Genomic DNA, 14,657 nt, shown 5'->3' on the forward strand with positions numbered 1-14,657 from the left:
GGAAAACCTGTTCTAGATCGCGGCTTGGTCCAGGTCACGATCGAGGCCGAGCGCATGGGCGACGGCGGCTTTGGAATGGAGCGTAGTTGAGTCGAATACGGGCAACTCCAGATTGTCGTCCGTAAGCGACAGACAGATTTCAGTACATCCGAGAATCACGCTATCGGCGCCGGCGTCCTTGCCGCGCTGAACAATCTTTTCCAGCGCGTGGCGGGAATCTGCCTTGACGATGCCGCAGCAGAGTTCGTCAAAGATTACCGCATGCACCTTGGCGCGATCGATTTCGTTAGGGACGAGGACCTCGATGCCGCACTTGTCGCGCATATAATCCGCATAAAATCCGTGTTCCATTGTGTAACGGGTGGCGAGCAGCAGCGGGCGCTTCTTGCCGGCGGCCGACAGCGCCTTCCCGGTTTCCATACGTATATCGATGAGCGGCACGCCAACGGCAGCGGCGACCGGATCAGCCACGAGATGCATGGTGTTGGTGCAGATGAGCACGCAGTCAGCGCCAGCGATTTCGAGGCGCTTGGCGGACTCTGCCAGAAGCGCAGCAGCATCGTCCCAGCGGTTGTTCTTTTGAAGCGCGACGACTTCGGCGAAATCGAGCGACTGCAGCGCTATTTTTGCCGAGGCCAGACCGCCCAGCCGTGTCCGGATATTTTCATTGATCTGGCGGTAATATACTGCGGTGCTTTCCCAGCTCATACCGCCAATCAACCCAATCGTACGCATTGCAAATTCCCCTGAATGTAAAATCTGAGCGGGATGATAAATCGAAATGTGCGCGAAAAGTTCGCAAAGTTTGTGTTGTTCGCTTGAGAGTCTGCAAAAATTCAGCGCATAATCCGGCATTAACGCTATGAATTACTGTGGATGTAATGATGATCGACGATCGAGACCGAAAGATACTGGATCTGCTGCAGGAAAACGCTTCGCTAGCGGTCTCAGAATTGGCGGACAGGGTAAATCTCTCCATTTCCGCTTGTTCTCGCCGTATCCAGCGGCTTGAGGACGAGGGGTACATTGCGCGGCGGGTTGTCTTGCTTGATCGACCGTTGATGGGCCTGCCGACCACAATGTTCGTCATTGTGCGGACGGCGCGTCACTCTGCCGATTGGCTAGAACAGTTTCGCAAGGCGATCACGGACATACCGGAAATCGTTGAAGTGCATCGCATGACCGGTACGATCGACTATATTCTGAAGATCGTTCTTCCCCGCGTCGAAGCTTATGATGACATCTACAAGACGCTCGTGGAGAAGGTCGAGTTCTTCGACATATCGGCGTCAGTATCGATGGAAGTGCTAAAGGCAACGACCGCTTTGCCGACCCGTTACTTACGTTAGCTGGCAGGATCTGTCAGGAGGATTATCTTTAAACTGCATTTTTCGGTGGCGAGATTGATGTTTTCCTGATCATGTTCACGTATTGTTTCGCTTTGATGAAGCCGATAGGCCAATATCCGCGTCAATTGCGGATGTAAACGCAAGTAGCGAGTTTCCGATGATTGACCCGATCCTGGCCAAGCGCGGCCTCACACTTGTCTTCATGATCTTGCTTCTGGACATCATCGGCATCGGGATCATCGTTCCAGTTCTCCCCGAATATCTTGAGCAATTGACCGGGGCAAACGTGGGGCAGGCGGCGATCTATGGAGGCTGGTTGCTTCTCGCCTATGCTGGAATGCAGTTTATGTTCGCGCCGCTGATCGGGAACCTGAGCGATCGCTTCGGTCGCCGTCCGGTACTTTTGACCTCTGTCATAACCTTCGCCATCGACAATCTGATCTGTGCGCTTGCCCCAAACTTCGCCATTCTGATGATCGGCCGGATCCTTTCAGGCATCAGCGGCGGCAGCTATTCAACTGCCTCGGCATATATTGCCGACGTGAGCACCGATGAAAACCGGGCGAAAAACTTCGGGCTGCTCGGCATAGCATTTGGCGTCGGGTTCATTCTCGGACCGATCATTGGTGGCTTTCTGGGTGAGTTTGGCCCACGAGTCCCCTTCTTCGGGGCGGCAATCATTTCCTTTCTGAACTTCGTGGCCGCCTATTTCCTCCTGCCTGAGACTCTTGGGGTAGCGAACCGCCGGAAGTTTGAGTGGAAAAGATCCAATCCGCTTGGTGCGTTGAAGCAGATGCGGAACCACAGGGGTATCCTTTGGATTGGATTTGTCTTTTTCATGTTGACGCTCGGACACATGTCTTATCCCGCGGTGTGGGCCTATGTCGGAAGTTATCGCTACAACTGGAGCGAGAGCGATATTGGCATGTCGCTGGGCATTTACGGATTGTGCAGCGCGATCGTGATGGGGCTGGTCCTGCCGCGGATCGTGGCGAGTTTTGGGGAATGGCGCACGGCAGTCATTGGGCTCACTTTTGCGACTCTCGGTTTCTTCGGCTATGCAGCGGCCTGGCAAGGATGGCTGGTCTACGTGGTTATCTTAGCGACCTGCCTTGAAGGCGTGGCGGATCCCGCCATGCGCAGTATCGCAGCGGCCAAGGTTCCCGCGTCGGAGCAGGGCGAGTTGCAAGGTGCCCTGACCAGCCTGTTCAGCATCACGAATATCATTGGACCACTCATCTTCACGCAGATTTTCGCCATCTTCACTGCGTCTGACGCTTCGATTGCGTTCAGTGGAGCGCCATATGTGCTTGGCGGTATTTTCGTTCTGATCGGTCTGATCGTTTTTGTTCTGCGTGTCCAAAAGCCTTCACTGGCCAAGGATGAGGTTCTTGTGCCGGGAGAACTGGCTCCGAATGAAGCCGGTTAGAATTTCATTGCTTCCGCTATGACAGCAGCCGTTGCTCGGTTTTCCTGATGGCGCGTTCAAACAATGACGGATCATCGAGTGCACGGGCAAGTACAAGCGCGCCCTGAATGCTTATGACCGCCTCCTCTGCAAGAGCTGACGATTGGACGCCGTCTTGCCCGGCCTTTTGCAGAGCCAAGGCCAGGGCACTTTTCCAATTGGCAAAGTATTCCCTGACCTGTCCGGCGAAGCGGTCCCGTACATTATCGAGTGCAAATGCACCGACAAGGCAGATACGCCGTCCTGAATGGAAATAGTCCGTCACGGAACGGCACATCGCGATGATCGCCGCACGCGGGTCGTCGGAATCACGGAGCGGACGATAGATATTCACCTCGAACCATGTGTCGATTTCCTTCAGAACGACAGCTGCCATCTCTTCTTTCCCGCCGGGGAAGAAATGGTACAGACTGCCTTTGCCGAGCCCGGTTTTCTCACTGATGATCGAAAGGCTGGCGCCCTCAAAGGCGTGCTCGCGGAATATTTCGGCAAGTACCGGAATGACATCTGAGCGCTCGGCAACGGTTCTTGCCATTGATTACAATCCCAGGTCTGACAGGCCAGGATGATCCGTCGGGCGCGGTCCCGAACGATCCCAGAAGAACTTGCGTTCGGTCTCCTTGATGGGCAAATCGTTGATGGAGGCAAAGCGCTTTTCCATCAGGCCATTCTCGTCGAATTCCCAGTTTTCATTGCCATAGGCTCTGAACCAGTTACCCGAATCATCGTGATACTCGTAGGCGAAACGAACGGCTATACGGTTGTCGGCAAATGCCCAGAGTTCCTTGATGAGGCGATATTCCAATTCCCTGTGCCACTTGGCGGTAAGGAAGGCAATAATGTCCTCACGCCCCTGCATAAATGTCGACCGGTTCCGCCAATAACTGTCGGTCGTATAGGCGAGGGATACCCGCTCGGGATCGCGGCTGTTCCAGCCATCTTCCGCCGCACGTACTTTCCGAATTGCGGTTTCGCGGGTGAATGGCGGCACAGGGGCGCGCTGCTCAGCCATGGCAATCTCCTTGATTTGTACTGATCGGTAAAGTGTTTATCAATCGGTACAATTCGGGCTCGCGATTGTCAACCCGGATCAAAAATGGCCGCGAAATGCAGAGGGCTTTTCTCTGCAGACGGTTTGATTTAATCAGGAGTACCGCTGATCCAGCCAAGGTGACTCCCCGATGTCCTATTCAGAACGTATTGCCCTCGATGCTGAGGGTTTGAGCCTGTCCCGACTTGTGCTCGGTGCATGGCGGCTGTTGAGCGGCCCCGAACGACCTGACGCCAATCGTGTTGCAGATCTGATCAATGATGCCATCGACCTTGGCATGACCAGCTTCGACCACGCCGATATCTACGGTGACTATGGGGTGGAGGAAGTGTTTGGCGCTGGCCTGAAGCAATGGCGCGGCCAGCGGGAGCGGATCGAACTGATCACCAAATGCGACATAATGCTGAAATCTGGAGCGCGCCCGGACAATCGCATCAAGCATTACGATACCAGCGCTGGGCACATCGAAGCATCGGTGAACCGTTCGCTGAAAAATTTGCAAACCGACTATGTGGACGTGCTGTTGATCCACCGGCCCGATCCCTTGATGGACGCGGATGAGACCGCCCGCGGACTCGAGGCCGTCGTGGAGGCAGGCAAGGTGCGGGCAATCGGCGTGTCAAACTTTTCGCCATCGCAATTCGATCTGCTCGCTTCGCGGTTACCTTTTCCATTGGTTACCAATCAGATCGAGGTCTCTGTCATCCACACCTCTCCGCTTGTCGATGGCAGCCTCGATCATGCGCAACTCTTGCGCTATCCGCCAATGATCTGGTCGCCCCTTGGTGGCGGTAGTCTGTTTACCGGTGATGGCGCGCAGGAGAGGCAGGTGCGCAAGGCTCTGCAGATGGTGTCAGATCAACTCGGCGGCGTCGACATCTCTGCAGTCGCGATTGCGTGGCTTTTGCGCCATCCGGCACGTCCAATCCCCGTGCTTGGCAGTTTGAAGCGCGAACGTCTAGCTTCAATGGCGTCGGCACTCGGCATCGTGCTTGAGCGCCAGCAATGGTTTGAGATATTGCAGGCGAGCACCGGGGAGGAGGTTCCGTAAGCCTTAGCCGGGCAACCTCCCCGATAGATCAGGCAGCTTGTTCGCGCTCGGGCAGAGGCTCGAGCCCCTTTCTCGTGCGGATCAGATTGAAGAACCGGCGGAAGAGATAGTGTGAATCCTGCGGTCCGGGCGACGCTTCCGGGTGGTGCTGAACTGAAAACACCGGACGGCCCACGACCCGCAGCCCGCAATTGCTGCCGTCGAACAGGGAAACGTGCGTTTCCTCGACCCCGTCCGGAAAGGATGTGGCGTCAACGGCAAAGCCATGATTCATCGAGACGATCTCGACCTTGCCCGTAGTGTCGTCACGGACCGGATGGTTGGCCCCGTGATGACCCTGATGCATCTTCTTTGTATCCCCACCAAGCGCAAGCGCCAGCATCTGATGGCCAAGGCAGATTCCGAAGACCGGGATGTCGGTCTTGATCAGTTCCTTGATGGCCGGCACGGCGTACTTGCCGGTCGCTGCGGGATCGCCAGGGCCGTTGGATAAGAATATACCGTCCGGCTTGTGGGCGAGGACATCATCCGCACTGGCTGAAGCAGGAAGTATGGTGACTTTGGCGCCAAGACCGGCAATAAGACGCAAGATATTGCGCTTGATGCCGTAGTCGATGGCCACCACATGGAATTGCGGAGCAGACTGTTCGTCAAACCCCTCGTTCCAAACCCATGGCTTCTCTGTCCAGACCGAGCTTTGCCCGGATGTGACATCCTTGGCGAGATCGAGGTCCAGCAGGCCGTGCCATGCGGCAGCACGTGCCTTGAGAGCAGGAATGTCAAATCTGCCATCCGGATCGTGTGCGATCACCGCATTGGGCATGCCCTTCTCGCGGATCAGCACAGTCAAGGCACGCGTATCTACACCCGCAAGAGCGATGACACCGCGTGCCTTCAACCAATGATCGAGGTGATCGGCAGCGCGATAGCTAGAAGGCGCGGTAATATCGGCTTTGAAGATCGCCCCTACCGCCCCAGCACGATTGGCTGGTGTCAGATCCTCAATATCTTCCTTGTTGGTGCCCACATTGCCGATGTGAGGGAAAGTAAACGTGACGATCTGGCCGGCATAGGATGGATCGGTGAGAATTTCCTCGTAGCCGGTGAGGGCTGTATTGAAACAGACCTCTGCCTCGCATGTCCCCGTTGCCCCAAGACCCTTGCCTTCGATGACTGTGCCGTCGGCCAGAACCAATACGGCGGTCGGCCTGAATTCGGTCCAACCTTCGGTCGTTGGACTGGCTGCGTGGATACCTGCGTCTGTTGTTGCGGTCGAGGTCATGCGGTTTCCTTCAGCTTCAGCTGGCGTGTGTCGTCTCTTACGGTCGCCCTACATTGAAAAACGTCGTCAATTGTTCGATATGACGTGGCAAAGCGCGGTGTTGGATGATCTCCTCACCGCATGACAACAAAAAATCTGTCTGGCTAAGACCGAAGCCATAAACAAAGCTGCACCTCCGGTCAATTGCGACACAAGAACTCTTGGAGAATTTTGCCATAATTGGCATTTCGCGATGATTGTTTTTGTTCGAAGCGAACATTAGGGTGCGCGAAAAGCAGCAGGAGTACAGAATGCGCGACACAATCGCCGGGGCACTGAACACAGCTATGAAGGCACAGGACAAGCTTCGCGTCCCGACACTGCGCCTGATCATGGCTGCCATCAAGGACCGGGACATTCTCAATCGAGGTACTGGCAAGGAGCCGGCATCAAGTGAGGAGATCAGTTCTATTCTCGCAAAAATGATCAAGCAGCGCGAGGAGTCGGCCAAGCTCTATGAGGAGGGCAATCGTACTGAACTTGCCCAGCAGGAGCGTGCCGAAATCGAGATCATTCGCGATTTCATGCCCAAGCAGATGACTGAAGCGGAAACGCGCCAGGCCGCCAAGGGCATCATTGATGAAATTGGCGCGGCCGGTCTGCGTGACATGGGCAAAACCATGAACGCATTGAAGGAAAGATATGCCGGCCAGATGGATTTCAGCCGCGCCAGCGGCATCGTGAAGGAACTCTTGCAATAAGCCAACGATAACTGTTGCGCTGACGGCAAAAAGCCCGGTCTCAATTACGGGGAGAGGTAGAAAAGCCAAACAGGGTGAGGATCAGTTCCTTCGCTCGCACATTGCTGAAGAGAATTGCGGGGGACACCACATCAACGCCCTTGGCATTCTCGCAATCGTTTAGGGTTCTGTAGTTTGGCCAGTTGAATTTCGTTGAAGAGGCGAGCACCGGATTCGGCAAGGCGTGCGCAATTGGTCAATGGAACAATTTGCATAGCTATCATGCAGTTTTGAATCTGGCCATATTTCGCGATTGGTCTATATTTTCATTCGTTGGGTTCGTTTCCTCCCAGATCCCCCAACATCGAATGTATCGCACCTCCTCCCGCGGTACATTTACAATCAGGATCGCTGCACCTCCTCCCGCAGCGATCCTTTTTTTGTTTTTTGGTTTTCAGTCGGCCTTTTCTGGCGGCCGTTTTGGATCCGACAGCTCCTCGACAGCTTCCGTGAGTGATACGACTTCCTTTTCGCGAATCTGATCTATTTTGTGGTGGAGAAGTTCGATCTTTTCGTGCAGCAATTCGATTTCAAGCTCTGCCTTGATGTTGATGCGGTAGTCATTCTCAGCTTCCTTGCGATCGATATCCTGCTGGCGGTTCTGGCTCATCATGATGAACGGTGCCGCGTAGGCGGCTTGAAATGATAGAGCCAGGTTGAGCAGAATGAACGGATAGGGGTCCCATTCGCGCACGTAGGCCGTTACATTCAGCACGATCCAGAAGAACAATATGGTGGTCTGGATGATGATGAACGACCATGATCCCATTGTTGCTGCGACAACATCCGCGATTTTCTGTCCGGGTGTAAGTTCATTCTCAAGCTCAGATGGTTTCTTGCGGCGCTCGTGCCGACGAGCATCCCTAAGTTGATGCAGCAGCTTGCGTTCCGCCTCCCACAGTCCCTTCTTCATGTCTTCTACATTCGGCATGGACTGTTCCCCCAGCTGTTGGTCTGACTGCTTTGCGCTCACGATGCTGCGACATTGAAACTATCATAGACCTGTTTGCCAGGGCTGGCAGCATGATGGTCCGCCCGAAGTAACATGCCGGATTGGCAGAGTGGAACTTGAAGGCCACATCCGCGTTGTTGGTTCACAGGAATGGAGGCGACAATGAAAGAACAAAGATGGTCGACCATTATTGGTGTTTTGGCGGGGTTGTCCGTGGGTGCAGGTATCGGCGAAGCGATGATGGGAAATATTCTCCTGGGGTTGCTTATCGGTAGCGCCATGGGTGCGTTTATCGGTTCCAACACCCACATTCATCGCGACTACTAAATCCAAACGATCAGCTGTGCAGCGTACGTAAACGCGTAGTGTTGAGAAGCCCCTGTTCTTCCAGTACGGGGTAAGCCATTGCAGCAAGCAGCGAGTTGACTTGTTTCAAATCCCGGATCGTATCCAGGTGAATCGAGCTTGTCTCAAGACTGCGGGTGGTACCATCGCGCAAACGCGTGAAATGACGGTCACTGCTCTGCTTTTCCAAGTCGCGCAGATGATCTTTCTCCAGAACCAGCTGGTGCGCGGTTTCGCGATCGCGCGAAACGAGAACATTGAACGCCATACGGGCGTTGGTAAGCACTTTTGCATGAAAATTGCTGAGTTCCAGCCAGCCTTCGTCAGTGAATTTGAGGTTTCGGTCCATCTTTTTCTGCACGAGCGCCAGCATGTTGCGAACGATAATATCGCCTACCTGTTCGAGCTTGACGCACGCTCCAAGCAGCTCCCGCGCACGCGCGACCTCATAGGTGGTCAGCGAACCCGTCGTCAGTTTGGCAAGGTAAAGTTTGATGGCGGCGTGTTTGCGATCGACCTTGTCATCGAGGGCCGATAATTCGTCAATGCGATCCTGCTCGGGGTTCTCGTAGAGCTCAATGATCCGCCTGAGCATTATTTCTATCGTTTCGCAAACCGCCACAGTCTCGCGTGTCGCGTTTGCCAGAGCCATGCTGGGCGTGTCGAGAACGGTTTCGTCCAGGGCGCTGAGTTCCTCGTGGTCCAGGGATGGCGACTGTTGTGGTGGGGTATTCAGAGCAACGACGGCCTTGGTGATCTTGAGAACAAGACCGGAAAGCGGAACGCCGGCAACAAGGATGATGACGTTGAAGAGGATGTGGCCGTTGATCACCTGGTCGGCCGGTTCAGTGCCCAGGAACCCGATCGACGGCCTGAATGTCAGATAGAGAATGAGGATCACTACCGAGCCCGCACCGCGCATCAGGAGATTGCCCATTGGTACAATACGAGCTTGCGGGGCCGCGTTGCGGGTCAGGACCGGAGCGATGAAGGAGGACCCAAGATTGACGCCGAAGATCATCACAATACCAAGTTCCGGTTGAATCAGCCCGCGTGAGGCAAATGTAACCAAGAGCAGCACGGCGGCAATGCTGGAATGGAATAGCCACGTCATCAACGCCGCAAGCAGGAAGGCTGTCACCGGATCCGTGTCGAGATAACCAACGATGATAGGCAGGAGCTGGCTGTTGCGGAGCGGCTCGGTTGCTTGGCCGGTCATTTCAAGAGAAAGTATCAAAAGGCCGATGCCGACAAGGATGCGCCCTGCCTGACGCCAGTTGCTGCGTTCCGTCGCCATAAAAATGCCGGTGCCGGCAACAAGGCAAAGCGGAACCAGCAATGTCAGATCAAAACTCAGGATCTTGACGACGAGAGCCGATCCAACTTCAGCGCCGCGCACGGCCATCAGGCCTGCAATGCCGCTGACAAAACCTGATCCGACAAAGGAGCCGACGAGCAGGCTGACCGCCGTCGAGCTTTGCAGCGCGATGGAAAGTAACAAGCCCCAGAGCACGGCGAGAACAGGGTTGTGCAGGACGCCACGCAGGCTTTGACGCATGCGTTCTCCATACGCCCGCTCAACGCCCGTGCGCACCATGCGGGTTGCCCACAGCAGCAGTGCCACGGCTCCCGCCAAATGCAACAAAACTTCGGAGCCGTTCACGTGGGGCCATCCTGATGCGTTGAAAAAGGCTGTAACGCCTTTTGCCGGTTTTAAGTTCAGTCAATAACAATAACATATGGTTCAGAAAGCGAAAAAAATATGTTTCGGCTAAGCAAAAAGCTGTCGTTTTTGACAAAGTGTAACAGTTTTATGACGGTTTTTTTGTGGATAACTCCGCGCTGGACCTGTCGGTATAAAATACGGCGCTGCACGGACCATGCTGGCAAATGAACAGGGGACGACAGCATTGCTGCACTTTCATCCGGCTCCCATTTGTTGCAGTATCGGGAAGACCTGAAATCCGGGCTTCAGGTCAACCAACACCCCGGCTTTCAGAACCGTCCATTTGAAGCACGAAGAGCAGCATGCGATTTCCGCCATCCTTTCTCGACGAGATCAGGGAGCGTGTACCGATCTCCAGCGTGATCGGAACACGGGTTTCGTTCGACCGGAAAAAGACAAATGCAGCCAAGGGCGACTTCTGGGCATGCTGCCCATTCCATGGCGAGAAATCGCCAAGTTTCCACTGCGAGGACCGCAAGGGGCGGTACCATTGTTTTGGCTGCGGCGTTACCGGTGATCATTTTCGCTTCCTGACGGAACTTGAGGGCCTGAGCTTTCCCGAGGCCGTGCAGCGCGTCGCGGATATGGCGGGGGTACCGATGCCCGCGCGCGACGCGGAGATGGAAATACGCGAGGCAAAGCGCGCGACGCTCTATGACGTCATGGAGATGGCCACCAAGTTCTTCGAGGAGCAGTTACAGGCGGCGGGAGGAGCGAAAGCACGTGCCTATTTGCGCGATCGTGGCTTGAGTGCCGCGACGCAACATTCCTATCGTTTGGGCTATGCCCCCGAAAGCCGCAATGCATTGAAGGAGCACCTTGCCTTGAAAGGTGCCACGAAGGAACAGATCGAGGCCTGCGGGCTTGTCGTCTATGGCGACGACAAGCCGGTTTCCTTTGATCGCTTTCGCGATCGGATCATGTTTCCCATCGAGGATTTGCGCGGCCGCATCATCGCCTTCGGCGGCCGGGCGCTAGCGCCTAACGCAATCGCGAAATACATGAACTCCAACGAGACCGAGCTCTTTCACAAGGGCAAGGTGCTCTACAATGCCTTGCGCGCCAGGAAGGCAGCGCAGCCGCAGGGCGGCCTGCCGGCAAGGGCGGTGATTGCTGTCGAAGGTTACATGGATGTCATCGCCTTGGCCCAGGCAGGCTTCGCTCAGGCGGTCGCGCCTCTAGGCACTGCGCTGACGGAAGATCAGCTCGATCTTCTCTGGCGCATGTCACCCGAGCCGATCCTTTGTTTCGATGGTGATAATGCGGGAATCAAGGCGGCACATCGGGCGATCGATCTTGCATTGCCAGCGTTGAAGCCTGGCCGCTCCCTGCGTTTTGCGGTGCTGCCGGGGGGCAAGGACCCCGACGATCTCGTGAAGGATTCGGGGCCGCAGGCGTTTCAGGCGGTAATAGACGATGCGCGCCCGCTGGCCGATATGCTTTGGGCGCGTGAGACCAGCGGCGGTGTCTTCGATACGCCAGAGCGGCGCGCGGAACTTGAAGCGCGGTTAAAGCAAATGACGGCACTGATCGGTGACGAAAATGTCCGGCGCCATTACGCGCAGGATGTGCGCGATCGTATCCAGCAATTCTTCAACTCCGGCCAGCGCGGCAATGACAGGCGCAACAATGGCCAGCGCGGCAACAATCAGAATGGCTTCGGCCAATCGAATGGATATGGTCAAAGGGGCAGGGGCGCGGCGAATGGCCGCTTGGCCGTATCCGACAGTCTGGCACGTTCGGTATTGGTGAAGACGACGTCAGCAGCACCGCCGCTGCGCGAGACCGCAATCCTGATGACATTGTTCAACCATCCGCGCCTGATCGAGGAAGATTTTGAGACGGTAGTGCGGCTTGAATTCAGCCATCCTGATCTCAAGCGGTTTCACACGGCCATGCTCAATGCCTTGGCGGAGCATCACGTCGCAAGCGGCGTCGCCATGCGCAAGGCAATGGTCGACACCAACCACGGAGCGCTTATTGAAGCCCTGGAGGCTCTGATGCGTCGTGCCCGTATTTGGACTGCAACGGCTGAAGCAGCCGAAGAGGATGCATTGGAAGCATTGAGGCAGGCCGTTCACTTGCATCAGCGCGCGAGCACACTACATAAAGAGCTGAAAGTCGCAGAAACCGCCTTGGCTACGGAAGCTACCGACGAAAATCTCAACCGGCTGCTTGATATCCAGAACGATATTCGCAATGCGCAGGCAACGGAAGCGCTGATCGAAGGGTTCGGAATACCCTCGGGACGGTCAGGTAAGGGGTTTTGATCGAATTGATTCGCTTTTTTATTGCGAATCAGTTGAGTCGGGGTTGACGTGGGTCAATAATGACGGAATCAGATTGCGCAGAATTGAAGACATTTGCGGGACCAGCGGAAAAACCAGCAAATTCGGCATATGTGTAGCGTGCTCGCCACCGGGATAACAAGGTTAATCCGACATTAACGGGATTTCGGCTAGTCGATCATTATTACCTTTATTGTGTAGGGAACCGGTGCCGTGCCGCACTCGTTGATCCTACGCATGAACAAAGCGAACGTCGCTTGGAGATTAGAGAATATGGCAACAAAGGCAAAGGAAAATGAAGAAGTAGAAGTCGAGCGCGAAGGTGCGCCGGACGGTCCGCTTCTCGACCTTTCCGATGACGCTGTCAAGAAGATGATCAAGCTTGCGAAGAAGCGCGGCTATGTCACGATGGACGAACTCAATGCAGTTCTTCCATCCGAAGAGGTCACTTCCGAGCAGATTGAAGACACGATGGCCATGCTCAGCGATATGGGCATCAATGTCGTCGAGGATGACGAGCAAGACGCCGACGCCGAAGAAGCCGACAACAGCGGCGATGAGGAAAACGAGGCGCGCGAGCTGGCCGATGCAACCGGCACTGCGGTGGCACCCACAACGACCAAGAAGGAACCGACCGACCGCACCGATGATCCTGTCCGCATGTATCTGCGTGAGATGGGTACTGTCGAACTCTTGTCTCGCGAAGGTGAAATCGCCATTGCGAAGCGCATAGAGGCCGGTCGCGAGACCATGATCTCGGGCCTGTGCGAGAGCCCGTTGACCTTCCAGGCAATCATCATCTGGCGCGAGGATTTGAACGAATCGAAGATTCTCCTGCGCGAGATCATCGATCTCGAAACCACCTATGCGGGCCCTGAGGCCAAGCAGGCGCCGGTCATCGAGCGTGTCGAAGAAGAGAAGCCGGCTGCCAACGACAAGCCGCGCCGCTCGCGCGACGATGACGACATCACGAATGTCGGTGGCGATACGCCTGTCGAAGAAGAAGACGACGAGGATGATGAGGCCAATCTTTCGCTGGCTGCGATGGAAGCCGAACTGCGCCCGCAGGTCATGGAGACGCTCGACGTTATTGCCGATACATACAAGAAGCTGCGCAAGCTGCAGGACCAGCAGGTCGAAAACCGGCTTGCAGCTTCGGGTTCGCTATCTCCAAGCCAGGAGCGTCGCTACAAGGAGCTCAAGGATCAGCTGATCAAGGCGGTCAAGTCGCTTTCGCTGAACCAGAACCGTATCGAAGCGCTGGTCGCGCAGCTCTATGACATCAACAAGCGCCTCGTTCAGAACGAAGGCCGCCTCCTGCGTCTTGCCGAGTCCTATGGCGTGCGCCGTGAAGACTTTCTCAAGGAGTACCAAGGCAACGAACTTGATCCGAACTGGCTCAAGGCCGTTTCGAACCTGACGACTCGTGGCTGGAAAGAGTTCACCAAGAACGAGAAGGACACGATCAAGAACCTGCGCACGGAAATCCAGAACATGGCGCAGGAAACCGCTATTTCGATCTCGGAATTCCGCCGCATCGTCAACCAGGTGCAGAAGGGCGAGCGCGAAGCTGCTCTTGCCAAGAAGGAAATGGTCGAGGCAAACCTGCGTCTCGTCATCTCCATCGCCAAGAAATACACCAATCGCGGCCTGCAGTTCCTTGATCTCATTCAGGAAGGCAATATCGGCTTGATGAAGGCGGTCGACAAGTTCGAATATCGCCGTGGTTACAAGTTCTCGACCTACGCAACCTGGTGGATTCGGCAGGCGATCACCCGCTCGATCGCCGATCAGGCGCGGACGATCCGTATTCCGGTGCACATGATCGAGACGATCAACAAAATCGTTCGTACATCGCGCCAGATGCTGCATGAGATCGGCCGTGAACCAACGCCGGAAGAATTGGCTGAGAAGCTTGCAATGCCCCTCGAAAAGGTACGCAAGGTGTTGAAGATTGCCAAGGAGCCGATTTCGCTTGAGACACCAGTAGGCGATGAAGAGGATTCACATCTCGGCGATTTCATCGAGGACAAGAATGCGCTTCTGCCTATCGATGCGGCCATTCAGGCCAATCTTCGTGATACGACAACGCGTGTTCTGGCTTCACTGACACCGCGTGAAGAGCGCGTTCTGCGTATGCGCTTCGGCATCGGCATGAACACCGACCATACGCTGGAAGAAGTTGGCCAGCAGTTCTCGGTGACGCGCGAGCGCATTCGTCAGATCGAAGCCAAAGCGCTCCGCAAGCTCAAGCATCCGAGCCGTTCGCGCAAGCTGCGTTCGTTCCTCGACAGCTGATCAACTCTTGCGAGCTTTGAAAAATGAACGGGATGGGTGCGAACCCATCCCGTTTTCTTTTTTCATTA

The 14,657-nt window shown here is 55.4% G+C and carries 13 protein-coding genes; 7 read left to right on the plus strand and 6 right to left on the minus strand.

Annotated elements, in window-relative coordinates; genetic code table 11:
* Positions 1–12 precede the first annotated feature (12 nt).
* Complete coding sequence (locus K9U38_RS18350; protein WP_224495799.1) at positions 13–735, minus strand: aspartate/glutamate racemase family protein; 723 nt, start codon at positions 733–735, stop codon at positions 13–15.
* Between the two features lie 149 nt (positions 736–884).
* On the opposite strand from K9U38_RS18350, the gene K9U38_RS18355 reads away from it, so the two are divergent.
* On the plus strand, positions 885–1,349 hold the full coding sequence (locus K9U38_RS18355) for an Lrp/AsnC family transcriptional regulator (RefSeq protein ID WP_224495800.1): 465 nt from the start codon (positions 885–887) through the stop codon (positions 1,347–1,349).
* Between the two features lie 157 nt (positions 1,350–1,506).
* Positions 1,507–2,778, plus strand: coding sequence for a TCR/Tet family MFS transporter (locus tag K9U38_RS18360; RefSeq protein ID WP_224495801.1), 1,272 nt, complete (start codon positions 1,507–1,509; stop codon positions 2,776–2,778).
* Between the two features lie 16 nt (positions 2,779–2,794).
* Here the strand turns inward: K9U38_RS18360 and K9U38_RS18365 are convergent, their stop codons facing one another.
* Positions 2,795–3,352 (minus strand): TetR/AcrR family transcriptional regulator, encoded by a 558-nt coding sequence (locus K9U38_RS18365; protein WP_224495802.1) that lies wholly within the window; start codon positions 3,350–3,352, stop codon positions 2,795–2,797.
* Positions 3,353–3,355: 3 nt separating this feature from the next.
* On the minus strand, positions 3,356–3,829 hold the full coding sequence (locus K9U38_RS18370) for a nuclear transport factor 2 family protein (RefSeq protein WP_224495803.1): 474 nt from the start codon (positions 3,827–3,829) through the stop codon (positions 3,356–3,358).
* Between the two features lie 169 nt (positions 3,830–3,998).
* Between K9U38_RS18370 and K9U38_RS18375 the strand changes: the two genes are divergently transcribed.
* Positions 3,999–4,919: an aldo/keto reductase gene (locus tag K9U38_RS18375; protein ID WP_224495804.1), complete on the plus strand. Its 921-nt coding sequence runs from the start codon at positions 3,999–4,001 to the stop codon at positions 4,917–4,919.
* Between the two features lie 28 nt (positions 4,920–4,947).
* Here K9U38_RS18375 and carA read toward each other — a convergent pair whose 3' ends face one another.
* Entirely contained in the window at positions 4,948–6,201 is a 1,254-nt protein-coding gene (carA, locus tag K9U38_RS18380; protein ID WP_224495805.1) for a glutamine-hydrolyzing carbamoyl-phosphate synthase small subunit, read from the minus strand.
* 290 nt (positions 6,202–6,491) lie between these two features.
* On the opposite strand from carA, the gene K9U38_RS18385 reads away from it, so the two are divergent.
* Positions 6,492–6,941 carry a GatB/YqeY domain-containing protein gene (locus tag K9U38_RS18385; protein WP_224495806.1) on the plus strand — a complete coding sequence of 150 codons (450 nt, stop codon included), beginning with the start codon at positions 6,492–6,494 and terminating at the stop codon, positions 6,939–6,941.
* 433 nt (positions 6,942–7,374) lie between these two features.
* Here the strand turns inward: K9U38_RS18385 and K9U38_RS18390 are convergent, their stop codons facing one another.
* Positions 7,375–7,911 carry a DUF1003 domain-containing protein gene (locus K9U38_RS18390; RefSeq protein ID WP_224495807.1) on the minus strand — a complete coding sequence of 179 codons (537 nt, stop codon included), beginning with the start codon at positions 7,909–7,911 and terminating at the stop codon, positions 7,375–7,377.
* A 183-nt stretch (positions 7,912–8,094) separates the two neighbouring features.
* Between K9U38_RS18390 and K9U38_RS18395 the strand changes: the two genes are divergently transcribed.
* A complete protein-coding gene (locus K9U38_RS18395) occupies positions 8,095–8,259 on the plus strand; it encodes a hypothetical protein (RefSeq protein WP_224495808.1) in 165 nt (54 codons plus the stop codon).
* A gap of 10 nt (positions 8,260–8,269) precedes the next feature.
* Here the strand turns inward: K9U38_RS18395 and K9U38_RS18400 are convergent, their stop codons facing one another.
* Positions 8,270–9,940 carry a Na/Pi cotransporter family protein gene (locus K9U38_RS18400; RefSeq protein ID WP_224495809.1) on the minus strand — a complete coding sequence of 557 codons (1,671 nt, stop codon included), beginning with the start codon at positions 9,938–9,940 and terminating at the stop codon, positions 8,270–8,272.
* Between the two features lie 365 nt (positions 9,941–10,305).
* Here K9U38_RS18400 and dnaG point away from each other — a divergent pair, with 365 nt between their 5' ends.
* Both dnaG and rpoD read left to right on the plus strand, forming a co-directional pair.
* Positions 10,306–12,273: a DNA primase gene (gene dnaG / locus K9U38_RS18405; RefSeq protein ID WP_224495810.1), complete on the plus strand. Its 1,968-nt coding sequence runs from the start codon at positions 10,306–10,308 to the stop codon at positions 12,271–12,273.
* A 291-nt stretch (positions 12,274–12,564) separates the two neighbouring features.
* Positions 12,565–14,589 (plus strand): RNA polymerase sigma factor RpoD, encoded by a 2,025-nt coding sequence (rpoD, locus tag K9U38_RS18410; RefSeq protein ID WP_224495811.1) that lies wholly within the window; start codon positions 12,565–12,567, stop codon positions 14,587–14,589.
* The last annotated feature ends 68 nt before the right edge of the window (positions 14,590–14,657 follow it).

It is taken from the genome of Phyllobacterium lublinensis (assembly GCF_020164435.1).
GTDB classification, from domain to species: domain Bacteria; phylum Pseudomonadota; class Alphaproteobacteria; order Rhizobiales; family Rhizobiaceae; genus Phyllobacterium; species Phyllobacterium lublinensis.